Raw genomic sequence first — 15,772 nt, forward strand, 5'->3', positions numbered from 1 at the left:
TCTTAAACTGTTCTAGCGCTTTTTCTTCTAAATTGTCTAAATAGTTCTGATCCATAATCAAATTTACGATTTTGGACAGAGTTTAATTTACACCCTCCAAACACTTTTTAAACATGGATCCCGACTGGTTGGAAACTGATTTGATCGATGGGAGAGTTTGCAATGTGAATGTCCGGGAATAAAAATAATACTACGCAAACCTATCCGTAGTCTTTGTAATTTCAACCTAATAGGTCTTTATCGACCTAATAGGTTTCAAATAGGGAGCTGTAAGAAATCATTAACATTTGTTTTTTCTCAGTGTTTTTGCTTCAATCAGGTCAAGTATGTAAAAACAAAAACTGGTTCAAGATTCCTCTTGGACCTTTTTGTTTTTGTAACGTAAAGCTCTAATGTTCAAGCGCATTTGCAATGCGTTTGCAAGTACTACTGTTTAAATGCAAAAAGTTTGTCAAACTCGATACAATCGAGCGTAAACAGCATTTCCCAAACTCAAATAGAACAAACCTGTAAACCCAAAATCATGTAATTCCAACCTAATAGGTCTTTATCGACCTAATAGGTTTCAAATATGGGAGCTGTAAGAAATCATTAACATTTGTTTTTTCTCAGTGTTTTTGCTTCAATCAGGTCAAGTATGTAAAAACAAAAACTGGTTCAAGATTCTTCTTGGACCTTTTTATTTTTGTAACGTAAAGCTCCACTGTTCAAGCGCATTTGCAATGCGTTTGCAAGTACTACTGTTTAAATGCAACAAGTTTGTCACACTCGATACAATCGAGCGTGAACAGCATTTCCCAAACTCAAATAGAATAAACCTGTAAACCCAAAATCATGTAATTCCAACCTAATAGGTCTTTATCGACCTAATAGGTTTCAAATATGGGAGCTTTACGAAATCATTAAAATTTGTTCTTGCTTAATGTTTTTGCTTTCTTAGCAAAGAAGTGCCAATATTGCAATTCAGACATTTCTTATTCTTGCAGAAACTAGTGTGCAATTCTATGAGTGCCTGAGAATGTGCTGCATGATCGTTCTTGAAACCAATTTCTAGCATTTTGTTAGTGATATTGTTTTGCTCAGGTTTTAGCTTTTCAATAAAATCAATGGATCTTTCTTGCAACTTAGTTAAGTTTTTCTCCTTGCCATAAGCAAACAAAAATGGGATAACCGTATTTATCAGTAAAGTATTGATAGATGATGCTCCCAGTTTTTTCCTTCTTTTAATTGTGGAGGTCTGATCGAATTGAAAATGATCTGACCAATAATAGGAGGCTTCTGTTTGAAACAGACTAGTTAGTTCGTTCAAGTCCTCAATCTCTATTATTTTGGAAAAAAGTGCCGAAGATTTAAAAAGTAAGTTTGCCAATTGAGATAAACGAATGGTTGGGAAATTTGATGGACGCATCCGAGCAAATTTCCAGTTTTGTTTTGCTATTGGAGTAAGCTTATATTTTGTCTTCAGAAAGTCATACTCCTTGGTTAATGATATTGTATAGTCATCTTGTGCATTTTTCGGTAATAATCCAGATTGTCCAAATAAGATGGCTTCAATTTGAAGAAGGTTGTTTTTATGCCAAGCAAATAGTTTTAGGGGAGTGTTTTTTGCCAGATTTTCAAATGCATCTGCATTTACTTTAAATCCAAATGATCTGGCCAAATGCTCAAAAAATGTCTGTTGCCAATCGGATTCGTTATTCTCCAACATCTTTTGGATTTGAAGATATCTTTTCTCAAGGCGTATAACCATTAATCGGTTTTGCCAGGAAGCTTTTGTAATAGTATCAACCTCATGAATTTGCGATAAACAAGGTATCCACAATTTGCTTTGCATCAAACTTTGATAGTGCTCAAATAAGGAATGATCAATCTGTTTGGAAATTGAAAGTGTAGGACAATGAAGTTCTTCCTTATTGGATCTGTCATTTTCAAAAACAACATGGAGAATGACACTTTTATAGGCAGAATCGGTATGATGCTGGTGTTTGAACCAATCAGAAGAATGAATATGAATCTCTACATTTCCAATCCAGGTTGTTTCTCCTATTTTTATTCTGGCCTGACTAAAATCTGGACCTGCATCATCATTTAAATAGCCTTGATGAATTACCTGAATTAACTCACCCTGATCAGTTTGAAGATCAGTTGAGGTGAATAGCTGATATTTCCATATAAAATGGAGTAATTCTTCTTTCATTTTTTATCAGTCCGAAAGAAAGACATTTATTGAGATTATTTAATAAACTCAGCCATGTGCTGCTGATAATTTTGGGCAGCAACTTTAATATTGTTTGGAAAGTCAGCATCATTTCCGGGATAAATTACCGCTCTCGATACATTTACTAATACGCCTGTCTCTGCGTTTAACGCAAATTTAGCAATATCCTGAACGCTACCTCCTTGTGCTCCAACACCAGGAATTAACATAAAATGATCAGGAATGATTTTTCGGATAGATCCAAATGCTTCGGGATGTGTGGCACCTACTACATACATTATATTTCCCTTGTGCCCCCATTCTGAACTAGTTCTGAAAACTTTTTCGTACAGATACTCATCATCAGTTTTTAGCATTTGAAAATCTTTAGAACCCTTGTTAGAGGTTAATGCTAATATGATTACCCATTTATTTTCAAATTCCAGAAATGGGCCTATTGAATCGCTTCCCATATAGGGTGAAACAGTAATAGCATCGAAATTATAGGTTTCGAAAAAAGTTTTCGCATACTGTTTTGATGTATTTCCAATATCCCCTCTTTTAGCATCAGCAATTTTGAAAATATTTTCAGGGATATAATTGACTGTTTTTTCCAGACTATCCCAACCTTTGGAACCCATGCTCTCATAAAATGCCAAATTTAATTTATAGGAAACAGTATAGGGATGTGTGGCATCTATAACTCCCTTGTTGAATTCAAAAATAGGATCTTCAGCTGTTAGCAATTGCGCAGGTATTTTATTAATATCTGTATCTAAACCAACGCATAAAAAAGATTTTTTCTTGCGGATTTCCTCAATTATTTGGGTTCTGTTCATTGACTAATAATTATAGAATATTTCTGGTGTTTCTATTTCGTTACTTTTATGAAGCGCTCTATCAAAGATAAATATCTTAAACTTTATTAAACTATTTTTTTGTGGCTGAATGAGATTTGTATGCCAGGCAATTTCACCTATTATCGTTTTATTTGGTGTTTCAGGTGTCAGATTTCTGAAACGGTAAGGGAAACGTATGGTATCACCAATTGGGATGCCTCCAATTTCAGGTCTTACTTCAACAAATTGACTATCGACATATTCATAATAGTAGATATACATGCATGAATGATACAGGCTTCCTTGGTTAAAAGGAGATAATGTGTCACCTTGTTCAAGACCTAAATCGCCATCACCATCAGTATAGCTAATCACTAATTTTAAAGCGGTGTCTTTGCCAAAATCATTTTTATACTGGATGAATTCTACAAATTCAATTTCAGGAATAATACTAAACTCAGGTTCTTTTTCGCAGGAGTTTAATAATAAAACAAGCAGAAGGGCAGAAATTATATATGAACTCTTAATTTTGAACATTCTTAACCAACAGGATGGATTTTAAAAATAAGTTTAAAAATAAGTTATTTTTAGCGAATGAAGAAAACTTTGAGCAACTTGCTATTGAGCTCTTTAATTATCAATATTCAGCTAATGTTGTGTATCGCAACTATGTGCAATATTTAGGCCTTAACATGGCTGATATTATTACTGTTGAACAAATTCCATTTCTTCCTATTGAATTTTTCAAAACGCATGAAATACGTTCTGGAAAATACACCCCTGAAATAGTTTTTAGTAGCAGTGGTACAAGCGGAATGCAAACATCCAAGCACTATTTATCTGATCTGTTACAATACAGAAATAATTCTTTTCGAATATTTAATCATTTTTATGGTGATTTGTCAGACTATGTAATTTTAGCACTTTTACCTTCATATTTAGAGAGAGAAGGATCATCATTAGTCTATATGGTTAAAGAAATGATCCAATCGTCTAATCAGCTTGAAAGTGGTTTTTATTTGGATAATTTTGATGACTTGGCTCTTAGCATACAAAAACTAATTAATGCTCAAAAGAAGTTTATACTATTGGGGGTGAGCTTTGCTCTCATGGATTTTGCAGAGAAGTTTCAAATTGATATTGGGAATAATATCGTTATGGAGACCGGAGGTATGAAGGGTAGGAGAACCGAAATTACAAGAGATGAACTACATAGCTTATTGTGTAATCAATTCGCAGTAGAGAATATACATTCGGAATATGGAATGACAGAATTATTGTCTCAGGCTTATTCTCAGTCAAATGGCATCTTTTCGTGTGCACCCGGCATGAAAGTATTTATTCGAGATCAAAGAGACCCTTTATCCTTAATTAATAACTTTGAAAATGGATGTATCAATATTATTGATTTAGCCAATATTGATAGTTGTGCATTTATTGCTACTCAAGACCTTGGTCGAAAAATATCTGAACAAGAGTTTTTAGTCAATGGTCGTGCAGATTCCTCAGATATCAGGGGTTGTAATTTGATGATTTCTTGAATTAAGACAAAAAAAAAGCCAGACAATAATGCCTGGCTTTTTAAAATATAAATTTGAATTTTAGTCAACTACTAAGAATCTTCCAATTAATTGAGTTCCTTCTCCTTGTAATCTGATAAGGTAGGTGCCTCGTTTTAATCCAGATGTATTTACTTGAAAAACATTTTCACCAAAGGAGGTGTTTTGGAAAGAAATCTTCTTTACCATACTGCCATTCATGTTAAATATTTCTCCTTCCAAGTCTTTGGAATCACTTAATATGAATTTAATATTCATATAATCCTTGACAGGATTGGGGAAAATAGATATTTTTTCCTTGATAGCAGGTTTGGTTTCCTTAACACTACTACTCCATAAGGAATTGGTTTCAAAAATACCCATACCATGAGTAGCAACGAAAAATGAATATCCTTCACTCCATGGATGTTTTTTGTGTTGGCGGATCATAAATACAGGTGATCTGTCAAGACCATTGTTTTCTTCTGTCCAGCTTGCTCCACCATTGGTTGTTGCATAAACTCCTAATTCAGAAGCAATAATGATTGTATCCTGATTGCTTGATTGTGAATTAAAAGCAACATCAAAAACAGGCATGTTAGGTAAATTGCCATGAATTGAGGTGAAACTAACATGTTGAGCAGAATCGAGTGCATTATTTGTCAAGTATACATGGTCGTAACCATTCACATAATTTCCTAAAGCAACAGAAATGGTATTATCGTCACTAGGTGAAACGCCAATTCCACACACAGAGCGAAATGCAAAGTTGGCAATTTCATCTGTACTTATGCCGAAGTTATCGGGATCAAAATCGCCATTAATATCGAACCATATTTTTTTCCCTTTTAAACCTGAAATACGATATAATTTTCCATTATTCCAGCTTTTTGTTCCAACAAATAAGGCATCACCATCGGATGAATATTCCATGGAAACTACTTGACCGCTCATACCTTTGGAAATGTTAAACCACTTTACGGAGTCAGCATTAAAATCAACAGCTTGTTCTGTCATCCAAATACCTTGACTTGCAGCAAAAAAGAATTTTGATATATGAACCAAGGAATCATAATTTGCTCCTGTAGTGTCTTGGAAAGTTTGCCATTCCATATCTTCCCATAATCTAAATGGTGAATTGAAATAGTAAGCTTGGTCAAAATAATACGAATTATCTTCAGGATTATATGTAAAACCTTCTCTTGAATCGCCTCTGCTTTTTGAACGATAACAAACAGCATTTTGGGCTTCATAAAAATAGATGTCAGGATTAAAACGTGAGATTTCAGTATAAAAACCATCTCCACCAAGGATTTCTTTTCCGCTATTACCAGTTAAACCATCATATTCAATACGTATAGAACTTTGATCCTGAGTTCCTCCAACAATATCTCCTCTTGGATGAACAGCTATTCCATAAAACTGAGTTGTATGCAAATAAAGATTAATTCCCTTGAAAGTAGGATATTTCTTACCAACGAAATCGTTTGATACAAATACACCTCCATCTGTCATTACATACATTTTTTTGGGAGATGATTTCGTATCGAAAACAATATTGTGTTTATCAGCATGAATAAACATAGGGTTTTTATACATTCCCTCTGCATCAATATACTCTTCAGTACTGGCAACTTTATACCATTGACCATTATATAATGAATAATACTCAACTCCACCAACATACACACGGTTTTCATCAGTTGGATCAACAGCAACACAATTGTCGTATTGACCTTGATATTGTCCTGATCTTCCAAAAGGTTCGGCTTCACTATGTCCGGCTACAACTTGCGACCAAGTGTCACCATTGTCAGCCGATTTATACAATCCTCCAAATGAGTGAGTGCCAGGATATGGAGATGTTCCATTTGATGCAGAAGCTACATAGATAACATTATTATTTGATTCTGCAATTGCCAGTGTCAGACGAGTTGAATTAGAAATTTCAACAACTGATGGAGCAATTTGTAAAAATGCGGCTCCATTTACAGAACGAAATAATTTACATCTGCCAGAAGAATAAGATGCCGCAAATACTGATTTACCATCAGAGGACATGGCTATGTCAATAAAAATATGAGCAGTTGTTCCACCAGGCATGGTTAACCTGTCCCAACTGTCGCCACCATCGGTTGATTTCATCATACCAGAATAAGTAGCAGCATAAATTAAATCGTTATTGGTCGGATCAACTTTAATAGATTGGACATTTAACCATCTTGAATTATTGGCTTTAAACGGATCAGTTGAAGTTACTAATTCCCAACTTTCGCCACGGTCGGTTGAGGTATAAACACCACCACCACGACTTCCAGAAGTCAAATCTCCATTTGGACCACTCATGGCATTAAAGTAGCCTTCACCTGTTCCAAAATAAAGTGTTCCATCTGTTGCCTGTGTCATACAAGAAACAATTAATCCACCTGCAATAGCAGAATATGATTTGCGAACCCAACTTTTACCACCATTTATTGATTTATATATACCACCTGAAACGCCACTGGCATAAAGTATATTTTGATTTTGGTTGTCAACAACAAATCCGCGAATACGGCCACCTTTATTGTCAGGGCCACGACTAATCCAATCAAGCAATGGGTCAGCTCTGTAATTTGATAGTTTGTCAGCTTGGTTAAAAGCTTGTTCAACTAATGAGGGATCAATTTCTCCCGTTCTAGGATCTGCTTTGATCATTTGATAATACTCAGCTGCACCTTTAAAATCTTTGCCTTTTTTCCCAGCAAAAGAAATATCCAGATTGTCGAGATCATTCTGCTTGTTTGAAGAATTGTAGAGACTGAAAACAGTAACTATTGACAGAATAACTAAACCACTGAGAAGTAAACTTTTCTTTTTCATAAGAATACTTTAAAATTCGTTAAATTTTTTGAAGAACAAAGATAATACTATATACCTTTTATCCTATGTAAATAAACAATTTGATTAAACTCTCATTCACGAATTCAAGCTAAATCGCATTCGCAAACAAATATAAAATTTCTGGTAAAATTATACAGTAAAGTTTTAATAATCAAGTAACAATTAGTAATTAAGTATGCAAACTTATTAATCTTGCTTAAGGTACTCAGCAAGTTATTACAGTTGTTGTTCAGAATGATAGGATGAGCGAACCAGAGGGGATGATTCAATTTGTTCAATACCAATCTTTAATCCATATTCTTTAAAAAAACTAAATTTATCAGGATGAACATATTCAACTAATGGATAATGTTCAGCTGAAGGGGGTAAATATTGACCAATCGTAACTACATCACACTCATGATCATGAAGGTGATGAAGTAATTCAATTACCTCGTTTTCGTTTTCGCCTAATCCCAACATAAAGCCTGATTTAGATCTTATACCTAAGTTTTTTGTCGCTTTAATCTGTCTTAGACTTCTGTCATAGTTTGCCTGAGGTCTTACATCTCCATATAGTCGTTTTACTGTTTCCACATTATGCGAAATAATTTCAGGTTTTTCATTTGCAATTTTTAACAAAGCCTGTAGGTCATCTCTCATGTCTGGAATAAGAACCTCCATGGTAATTTCTGGATTTTTCTTTTTAATTGTTTTTATTGTTTCAGCCCAAAATGCAGCCCCTTTGTCTTCCAAATCATCACGTGTAACAGAAGTAATAACGCAATGTTTAAGATTCATTTGCTTTATCGTTTCAGCTACTTTTACTGGTTCGAGCAGATCTGGGGGTAAAAGATTACCGGGCATTACATCACAAAATGTACAATTACGACTGCAATTAATTCCTAAAATCAAAAAAGTAGCTGTACCTGCATTCCAGCATTCGCCCATATTCGGACAATTACCACTTTGACATATGGTTGCTAATTGATTTTTTTCAACAAGTTTTTTGAGTTTTATATATTCTTTTCCTTTTGGAAATTCAACTTTCATCCAAGAAGGTTTTCTATTTATTTTACGGTCTGTATTATTCGACATGTCTTTGAATATCTTAAAATTAGTGCAAATTAGCTTGGATGTCGAAATCAGTCACTACCAGCGTCTTCCTATAGATATGTTGGCAAAAAGATTAATGAGTACAAATTTATTGTCAATAAAGGCCATTAAGGGTAGTGATTCAGGATAGGCATGTACCATAATCCCTGTTTCCAAAGCTTGAAAAAGATCATCTGACTCGTTCCATTCAAAGGTTAGGTATGCTTTTCCAAAGAGTCCTATAGTTGCATTTAATTCATTAAAACCAGTGAAAAATGATGTTCCACCCTTTGTATTTGCCTGATTAACATGATGTGCATTGCTCGGATCATATTTTTCATCAATGTAAAAAAAACGTTCTATATCTTCATCATAATAAATTATTTCTAAAAACTCAGGCTTTAATAGTGTAAGGGTGGTGCCTAAAACAAAGTTTCCACTTAAACGAATCCCTGATAATCGTTCTTTGTCAGCAATAATAAACTGACTTCCAATTCCAGCATTTATTGGAAATGCCGTATTAATTCTTCCATATACATATCGCTTAGCATCGTCATAAATTGGATTAACAACTTTGGTTTCCTTGGGATGTTTCATATTATGAATATCCAAACTAAAAACTAAGTTTGAGTTAACAGTTAATGATTTCAGATACTTAAAATTTATACCCAATCCATTTGTATGAAGCAAGGGGCCAAAGTTTAAGGCATTGTCGTATTTAAGGGTTGTAAACTCATTGATGTCATTATCCTGAGCAGGTGCATGATGAACCAATAATACCAACGACAGTATAAGGATAATTACTAACTTCATGGATTACTTACATTCTGTATTATTCCGCACTAACCAGTTCACTCGATTCACCTGCGTCCATCATTGGGCACATGTCTTGTTGGCAAGCATTTAATACAATTATTGTAAGGAGTGTTGCTAATATGATAATAAATTTTTTCACGTCAATTTTTTCTCAAAAATAATACCTAAAATAAGCAAATACTAAAAAGTTTTACCAACAGTGATATTATTAATAGTTTGTAATATGTTAATCCCATGGCAAGGGCAATGATCTCTACGGCAAGATGAGCAGACAAAAATAATCCCAAAAGCTAAAGCAAATGCGATTGTTTTTTGATATTGTCTTTTCTTTTTCATACATTGTTTTGTTAAACAAAAACAAAGTTATAACAGTTATTCTTAAAACGTGATTTTATTGAAATTGTTGTTTTTACCTTTGTATTACTGAATTATGAATGTAATTAACATTAAAAATAAAAAAGCCGGTTATGAGTATATGTTATTTGATACTTATATCGCAGGAATACAACTCAGGGGAACTGAGATTAAGTCTATCAGGCAAGGAAAAGCTAGCCTGGCAGAATCCCATTGTGCTTTTGAGAAAAATGAGCTTTTTATTAAAAACATGAATATTTCAGAATATTCGCACGGAAACATTTTTAATCACGAACCTGCTCGAACAAGAAAATTACTATTAAACCATCGCGAATTGCGAAAAATGCATACCAAAGTCAAAGAAAAAGGATTTTCAATTATTGCCAAGCGATTGTTTGTAAATGAACGGGGTTTCGCCAAAATGGAAATTGCGCTGGCAAAAGGGAAAAAATTATATGATAAAAGGGAATCAATCAAAGAGCGTGATATCATGCGTTCTATGTGATGAAATTTGCTTTTTTCGACATTTTCTTAAAAATTTATATTTTCTTGTAACATTTTGTTATTGAAAATCGTCTTAGGATTGAACTTTTAATTTGAAATGACCTTAACCGACTATAATAAAAGTGTAGATCAGTATTCTGATAATATTTATCGGTTTATTCTCAAAAACATTAAAGATGAGGATAAAGCAAAAGATATTGTACAGGAAACATACATCAAACTATGGAACAAGGTCGAAGAAGTTTCAGCAGAAAAAGTGAAATCATATTTGTTTACTACAGCATACCGTACCATGATAGATATGATTAGAAGAGACAAGCGTTTGACAGATTTTGATGAGTTGGATCAAAGTAATATGATACACACTAATCAGTATTCGGATTTAAAAGAAATTTTGAATGAAGCCATTAATAAGTTACCCGAAAAACAGAAATCAGTGATTTTACTTCGGGACTATGAAGGTTATTCATATCAGGAAATTGCAGATATCACAGGTATGAATGAAAGCCAGGTAAAAGTTTATATTTATCGCGCCAGAGTTTTTCTAAAAGGCAAATTGAAAAGTATTGATCTTTTAATATAAAATGAAAAAAGAAATTAACAGGAATAATTACGAAGAATGGTTAGTCGATTATTTGGATAATAACCTGACTTCTGCTGATAAAGTGAAAGTTGAGCATTTCCTTGCAATCCATCCTGATATTAGTGAGGAATTAGCTGAATTGGAAATGTTGCCTGTTGATGAAACAATCGTTTTTGAAGACAAGAAAAGTCTTAAAAAAGAATTAGATGATTTAATACCTTCTCATTATTCTTCACAAGAAGAGTTTTTAATTGCACACCTGGAAGGGGATTTGAGTTCTGATCAAGAAAAAAAATACAAACTGTTAGTTGAAAGTAATGTCGAAGTTAAGAAAGACTACGATTATCTTCTATTGACAAAATTGAAAGCAGATACAAATATTCGTTTTGAAGATAAGCTTAGTTTAAAAAAAGGAGTTCAATTTACTTTGTCATTTGCACTAAATAAGTACGCAAACGTCCTTTCTATTGCAGCTATTTTAATTGTTTTGATTTTAATGATAAATGTAACATCAATTAAACAAAGCATTATAACAAGCCCAGGACTTGCTGTTTTTCAGGATATTCAAAAGCAGAATCCAAAATCAAGATCATGGTCTTTCAACAGCAATGAAAAAATAGAATGGCCTGAGAAAGTGTTAGAAAGAAATAGTCATTCAGCTTCATTGGCTTCAACTAATAATGCTGAACAAGATGTAAATCTTATTAATAAGGGTGATATCGTAAAAATCGATAATCAGCAGATTCAGAAGCAGGAGGGTAATCTAACTGTTCAACAGCATGTTGAATCTGAAGAAAAATATGACAAAAAATATAGAATTGAAAAAGCTACTTATACAGAAATTGCTAATGCTGAACCTTCGACTACTCCTGTTAGCAAATTTTTAGCAAAACAATTTAGAGTAAAAGCATTAAATGAAGATGTTAGTGCCAATGATAACAGAAAACTAAGCGGTTGGGATTTGGCTGATGCAGGTTTGAGAGGATTTGGCAAATTGTTTAATAAGGATATTCAGTTGAATAAAGAATATAATGAGCAAGGAGATTTGGTCGCATTAGCCTATCAAAGTCCGAATTTGGGCATAAGTACTCCATTAAAAAAGAATAGACCCTAAGTGTAACAAAATTATGCTTTCAAACGTCTTATAAGTGAAATTATAAACATATGAAACGAGCATGAGTAAAAATTTCCACAAACAAGGAAATGATTATAATGCAAGTTCCATCTGACAACTAAAAAACAATTATAAACAGATGAAAAAAGTAACAATCATATTAAGTCTGATCTCCTTTTCCATATTATCATATGGTCAAACTAATGATAATTTAGTTGTAGAAGAAGAAATTGTACAGGACATGGCGCGAGAAATTGCTCCTTTTAGTAAATTAGTAGTTGAAGGAGTAAATATTGAAGTTATTCTCACTCAAGGTGATGAATACCGCTTAGTTCTTGAGAATACTGACCATACTGATAAGCTTCAGGTTGAGCAACAAGATGAAATTTTAGTAATATCAGCTATGCCTGGTTTTGAAGGGCAAGTTGAATTAATGTTTAGAGAGTTAAATTCTCTGGAAGTTAAGGATGTTGTTAAGATTCAGTCGTTAAATCAAATTTCAGCTAATCATTTTGATTTGATTTCTTCAGGAACAACAACTATTGATTTAATGCTGGATGTACATTCTATGAATACTAAAATCGAGGGAGCATCGGAAATTAAATTGGTTGGTAAAGCAGATTCACATTACATTCATTTTATTGGTGCTGCAGATTTAAAGGCAAGAGAATTTAAGACACGAAAAGTTGTTGTTAATATCAGTGGCGCAGGTGATGCTGAAATTTCAGCCAGTGAAGAAATTAGTGGAGAGATATCAGGAGCAGCTAAACTTAATTTTTATGGAGATCCAATTGTAGATGATATAAAGGTAACCGGGGCTGCTGTATTTAAAGGAAAAGGAAAAAGTGAAGCGAATGCCATTGTTGGAAAAGATACAGTGAATGTGAAAATAGGTGGATATAATCTCAATATTATTGAGGATGATGATAAGAAAAAGGAAGACAAAAAAGATAAAGCAGGTGAATATCAATCATGGGCAGGAATAGGATTTGGAGTTAATGGTTTTTTGAATTCATCAAATACACTAGAACTACCTGCCAACTATGATTTTCTGGATTTAAATTTTGCCAAATCGATTGCGGTTGATTTAAATCTTTTTGAAAAGGATTTTGCTATTATTGGAGAATATGTCCAATTGGTAACTGGTTTAGGGATTGGCATTTCAAATTATAAGTTTGCCAACAATACCCGCCTTATTGATAATAGAGATTCACTTGGAGGATATATCGATACCGTAAACTCCTATTCAAAAACAAAATTCACAACCACCTACCTAACGCTACCTTTATTATTAGAAATAAACACGGGCTCCGATCCGAAAAATTCTTTACACATATCCGGAGGACTTTTACTTGGTTTAAATTTAGGTTCGAAAACGAAAGTGGTTTATACGGAAGATAATGACAAAAAGAAAATAAAAGAAAAAGGGGATTATAGTGTAAATCCTTTTAGATATGGCCTAACAGCCAGAGTTGGTTTTGGCGAAGATGTGGCAATCTATGCAAATTATGCTTTGTCTACCTTGTTTGAAAAAGATAAAGGTCCTGAGATGTACCCATTTACTATAGGTGTGGAGTTATTATTCAATTAGCACCAAAAATTATAATAGTGTTAAGCTGGCTACGGTCAGCTTTTCTTTTGTTAAATATTCTATGACTTTAAATGTAAAGTCATAAATTTGAAGTCATCACTTTACAAATAATAAATAACAATCAAATGAAAGGTTTTTTTAAGTATGTATTTGCCACTATGGTAGGTTTTATTTTTTCATATATTCTGATCATCATTATTATGGTGGCCATTGTTTTTGGTACTATTTCAAAAGTTGCAGACGATGCGTTTGGAAAATCAGATACCGATATGGTTCTAAAGGATGGAAGCATTTTGTTAATTGATCTGAAGAGTCAAATTGTTGATAGAACGGAAGAAATGCCCTTTGCTGAATTTGGATTTTTTGATGATGAACAAATAGCGGTAGAATTGAAAGATGTTACTGATAAGATTTTGAAAGCCAAAGATGATCCGAAGATTTCTGGGATTTTGTTGAAATTGTCTTTTATAAATGCATCATCGACAAGTGTTGATGAAATTAGATTAGCACTTTTAGAGTTTAAAGCAAGCGGAAAGTTTGTATGGAACTATAGCGATTATATGACTCAAAAGGCTTTCTATTTAGCCTCAATGGCCGATAAAATTATTTTAGCACCTGAAGGTGAATTGTTGTTTCAGGGAATGAGCAATGAGATGATTTATTTAAAAGGGATGTTTGCTAAACTGGATATAGAACCTACTTTAATTCGTGCTGGTGACTATAAAAGTGCTGGGGAAATGCTTATTAATGATAAAATGAGTGATTATGAACGACAGCAAACTGAAGCATTTTTATTACCTGTTTATAATCGAATGATTAATATAATTGCACAAAGCAGAAATATCGATGCAGACAAACTCCATCAAATTGCTGATTCATTGTTAGTAAGAAAAGGGGAGGATGCAATAAAATATAAAATGGTTGATGACTTGATGTACATTGATCAGGTTTACGATGCATTAAAAGAATTTACAAAAAAGGAGAAGCTGAACTTTGTTAAACTGAAAAATTATAACGAATCTGAGGAATCCAAGAAAAAGAAGGATAAAGAATACACTCGGGATAAAATTGCTATCATTTATGCTATTGGAAACATAGGATTTGGAAAAGGTGATGCAAAATCTATTGGTTCAGATGGTTTAGTAAAAACTCTCCGTACAGCTCGATTAGATGATAATATCAAAGCTATCGTACTTCGTATTAACTCTCCCGGAGGAGCTGCCTTGCCTTCAGATTTAATTTGGAGAGAAGTGAAATTAGCTGCTGAAGCAAAACCATTGGTTGTTTCAATGGGCGCTTTAGCTGCCTCAGGAGGTTATTATATTGCATGCCCTGCCGATAGCATTTTGGCAGAACCAAATACAATTACCGGTTCGATTGGTGTTTTTGGGGTGCATATGAATTTAGAGAATTTTTGGAATAATAAATTAGGTGTTCGTTTTGAACGAATTAAAACAGCCGAACATGCTGATTTAATGAATCCCAATCGTCCAATAACTGCCGAAGAGCAACTAATTGTTCAATCATATGTGAATGAGGTTTATAGTGATTTCAAAAACCGTGTAGTAGAAGGCCGCGTACTTGATCCAGCACTAGTCGATTCCATAGCTCGTGGTCGAATTTGGTCTGGTATTGATGCAGTTGAAAACGGATTAGTTGATCGAATTGGAAATTTATATGATGCTATTGATGTTGCTGCAAATATGGCTGGTCTCGAAAATTATAGAATAAAAGAACTGCCAAAAAAATCATCTCCATTTGAAAACATTCCCTTTCTAAATATGCAGATGTATAGAGAACGAGCTGTGAAGAAAACCTTGGGTGATGATTATAAAATCTATATGAAAGCGCAGGAAATTCGAAATATGAATGGCGGAATTTATATGCAATTACCTTGGGAATTTGATTTTTAAATTCCATTAAATGACTTAAGGTCGAAGCTTCCCGCTTCGACCTATTTTTTTGTAATCATAAATTATTCGATTTTGCGCGTTCGTGAAGAGATAGGATAAATAGGTAATTACTACATAAGATCTATTTATTGTCTTCTAAATACTTGCTGTAAGTATCCACTATATAATCCCAATTGTCGAACGCCTTTTCAAATTGTGTTGGAAACTTTTCTCTTAGTTCAGGAACATCTTCTATAAAGAATTCGAGGGTGTAAATTAAACTCTGTCCAAAATCGTAAATTTGATTATGGATCAGAACTATTTAGACAATTTAGAAGAAAAAGCGCTAGAACAGTTTAAGAGTGGGAAGTCGCTTTTTGGAAAAGA

The 15,772-nt window shown here is 33.5% G+C and carries 12 protein-coding genes; 6 read left to right on the top strand and 6 right to left on the bottom strand.

Going from position 1 to position 15,772, the window contains the following annotated elements; genetic code table 11:
- Window positions 1-919 precede the first annotated feature (919 nt).
- From HOG71_07565 to HOG71_07575, 3 genes are read right to left on the bottom strand one after another with little or no spacing between them, the layout of a single operon-like run.
- Entirely contained in the window at window positions 920-2,197 is a 1,278-nt protein-coding gene (locus HOG71_07565; GenBank protein ID MBT5990696.1) for a DUF2851 family protein, read from the bottom strand.
- A 35-nt stretch (window positions 2,198-2,232) separates the two neighbouring features.
- Window positions 2,233-3,036, bottom strand: coding sequence for an orotidine-5'-phosphate decarboxylase (pyrF, locus tag HOG71_07570; protein ID MBT5990697.1), 804 nt, complete (start codon window positions 3,034-3,036; stop codon window positions 2,233-2,235).
- 3 nt (window positions 3,037-3,039) lie between these two features.
- The gene (locus HOG71_07575; GenBank protein ID MBT5990698.1) at window positions 3,040-3,573 is read right to left on the bottom strand and encodes a hypothetical protein; all 534 of its coding nucleotides are present in this window, start codon (window positions 3,571-3,573) and stop codon (window positions 3,040-3,042) included.
- A gap of 14 nt (window positions 3,574-3,587) precedes the next feature.
- Between HOG71_07575 and HOG71_07580 the strand changes: the two genes are divergently transcribed.
- Window positions 3,588-4,577 carry an acyl transferase gene (locus HOG71_07580; GenBank protein MBT5990699.1) on the top strand — a complete coding sequence of 330 codons (990 nt, stop codon included), beginning with the start codon at window positions 3,588-3,590 and terminating at the stop codon, window positions 4,575-4,577.
- A gap of 60 nt (window positions 4,578-4,637) precedes the next feature.
- Here HOG71_07580 and HOG71_07585 read toward each other — a convergent pair whose 3' ends face one another.
- The 3 genes from HOG71_07585 to HOG71_07595 all read right to left on the bottom strand — a co-directional run bounded on the left by HOG71_07585 (window position 4,638) and on the right by HOG71_07595 (window position 9,344).
- Window positions 4,638-7,436, bottom strand: a complete 2,799-nt coding sequence (locus tag HOG71_07585) for a T9SS type A sorting domain-containing protein (GenBank protein MBT5990700.1) — start codon at window positions 7,434-7,436, stop codon at window positions 4,638-4,640.
- A gap of 237 nt (window positions 7,437-7,673) precedes the next feature.
- Window positions 7,674-8,534: a lipoyl synthase gene (lipA, locus tag HOG71_07590; GenBank protein ID MBT5990701.1), complete on the bottom strand. Its 861-nt coding sequence runs from the start codon at window positions 8,532-8,534 to the stop codon at window positions 7,674-7,676.
- Between the two features lie 54 nt (window positions 8,535-8,588).
- Entirely contained in the window at window positions 8,589-9,344 is a 756-nt protein-coding gene (locus HOG71_07595; protein ID MBT5990702.1) for a hypothetical protein, read from the bottom strand.
- Window positions 9,345-9,777: 433 nt separating this feature from the next.
- On the opposite strand from HOG71_07595, the gene smpB reads away from it, so the two are divergent.
- From smpB to sppA, 5 genes are all read left to right on the top strand, one after another.
- On the top strand, window positions 9,778-10,206 hold the full coding sequence (smpB, locus tag HOG71_07600; GenBank protein ID MBT5990703.1) for an SsrA-binding protein: 429 nt from the start codon (window positions 9,778-9,780) through the stop codon (window positions 10,204-10,206).
- Window positions 10,207-10,302: 96 nt separating this feature from the next.
- The gene (locus HOG71_07605; GenBank protein ID MBT5990704.1) at window positions 10,303-10,788 is read left to right on the top strand and encodes an RNA polymerase sigma factor; all 486 of its coding nucleotides are present in this window, start codon (window positions 10,303-10,305) and stop codon (window positions 10,786-10,788) included.
- A 1-nt stretch (window position 10,789) separates the two neighbouring features.
- Window positions 10,790-11,902 carry a hypothetical protein gene (locus HOG71_07610; GenBank protein ID MBT5990705.1) on the top strand — a complete coding sequence of 371 codons (1,113 nt, stop codon included), beginning with the start codon at window positions 10,790-10,792 and terminating at the stop codon, window positions 11,900-11,902.
- 139 nt (window positions 11,903-12,041) lie between these two features.
- Window positions 12,042-13,493, top strand: coding sequence for a DUF2807 domain-containing protein (locus tag HOG71_07615; protein ID MBT5990706.1), 1,452 nt, complete (start codon window positions 12,042-12,044; stop codon window positions 13,491-13,493).
- Window positions 13,494-13,618: 125 nt separating this feature from the next.
- On the top strand, window positions 13,619-15,406 hold the full coding sequence (gene sppA / locus HOG71_07620) for a signal peptide peptidase SppA (protein ID MBT5990707.1): 1,788 nt from the start codon (window positions 13,619-13,621) through the stop codon (window positions 15,404-15,406).
- The last annotated feature ends 366 nt before the right edge of the window (window positions 15,407-15,772 follow it).

Source organism: Bacteroidota bacterium (assembly GCA_018698135.1).
In the GTDB taxonomy this organism is placed as follows: Bacteria; Bacteroidota; Bacteroidia; order CAILMK01; family JAAYUY01; genus JABINZ01.

Excerpts from the sequence above, each read along its gene's own strand:
- HOG71_07565 (MBT5990696.1), bottom strand. The coding sequence starts at position 2,197 with ATGAAAGAAGAATTACTCCATTTTATATGGAAATATCAGCTATTCACC.
- pyrF (MBT5990697.1), bottom strand. The coding sequence starts at position 3,036 with ATGAACAGAACCCAAATAATTGAGGAAATCCGCAAGAAAAAATCTTTT.
- HOG71_07575 (MBT5990698.1), bottom strand. The coding sequence starts at position 3,573 with ATGTTCAAAATTAAGAGTTCATATATAATTTCTGCCCTTCTGCTTGTT.
- HOG71_07580 (MBT5990699.1), top strand. The coding sequence starts at position 3,588 with ATGGATTTTAAAAATAAGTTTAAAAATAAGTTATTTTTAGCGAATGAA.
- HOG71_07585 (MBT5990700.1), bottom strand. The coding sequence starts at position 7,436 with ATGAAAAAGAAAAGTTTACTTCTCAGTGGTTTAGTTATTCTGTCAATA.
- lipA (MBT5990701.1), bottom strand. The coding sequence starts at position 8,534 with ATGTCGAATAATACAGACCGTAAAATAAATAGAAAACCTTCTTGGATG.
- HOG71_07595 (MBT5990702.1), bottom strand. The coding sequence starts at position 9,344 with ATGAAGTTAGTAATTATCCTTATACTGTCGTTGGTATTATTGGTTCAT.
- smpB (MBT5990703.1), top strand. The coding sequence starts at position 9,778 with ATGAATGTAATTAACATTAAAAATAAAAAAGCCGGTTATGAGTATATG.
- HOG71_07605 (MBT5990704.1), top strand. The coding sequence starts at position 10,303 with ATGACCTTAACCGACTATAATAAAAGTGTAGATCAGTATTCTGATAAT.
- HOG71_07610 (MBT5990705.1), top strand. The coding sequence starts at position 10,790 with ATGAAAAAAGAAATTAACAGGAATAATTACGAAGAATGGTTAGTCGAT.
- HOG71_07615 (MBT5990706.1), top strand. The coding sequence starts at position 12,042 with ATGAAAAAAGTAACAATCATATTAAGTCTGATCTCCTTTTCCATATTA.
- sppA (MBT5990707.1), top strand. The coding sequence starts at position 13,619 with ATGAAAGGTTTTTTTAAGTATGTATTTGCCACTATGGTAGGTTTTATT.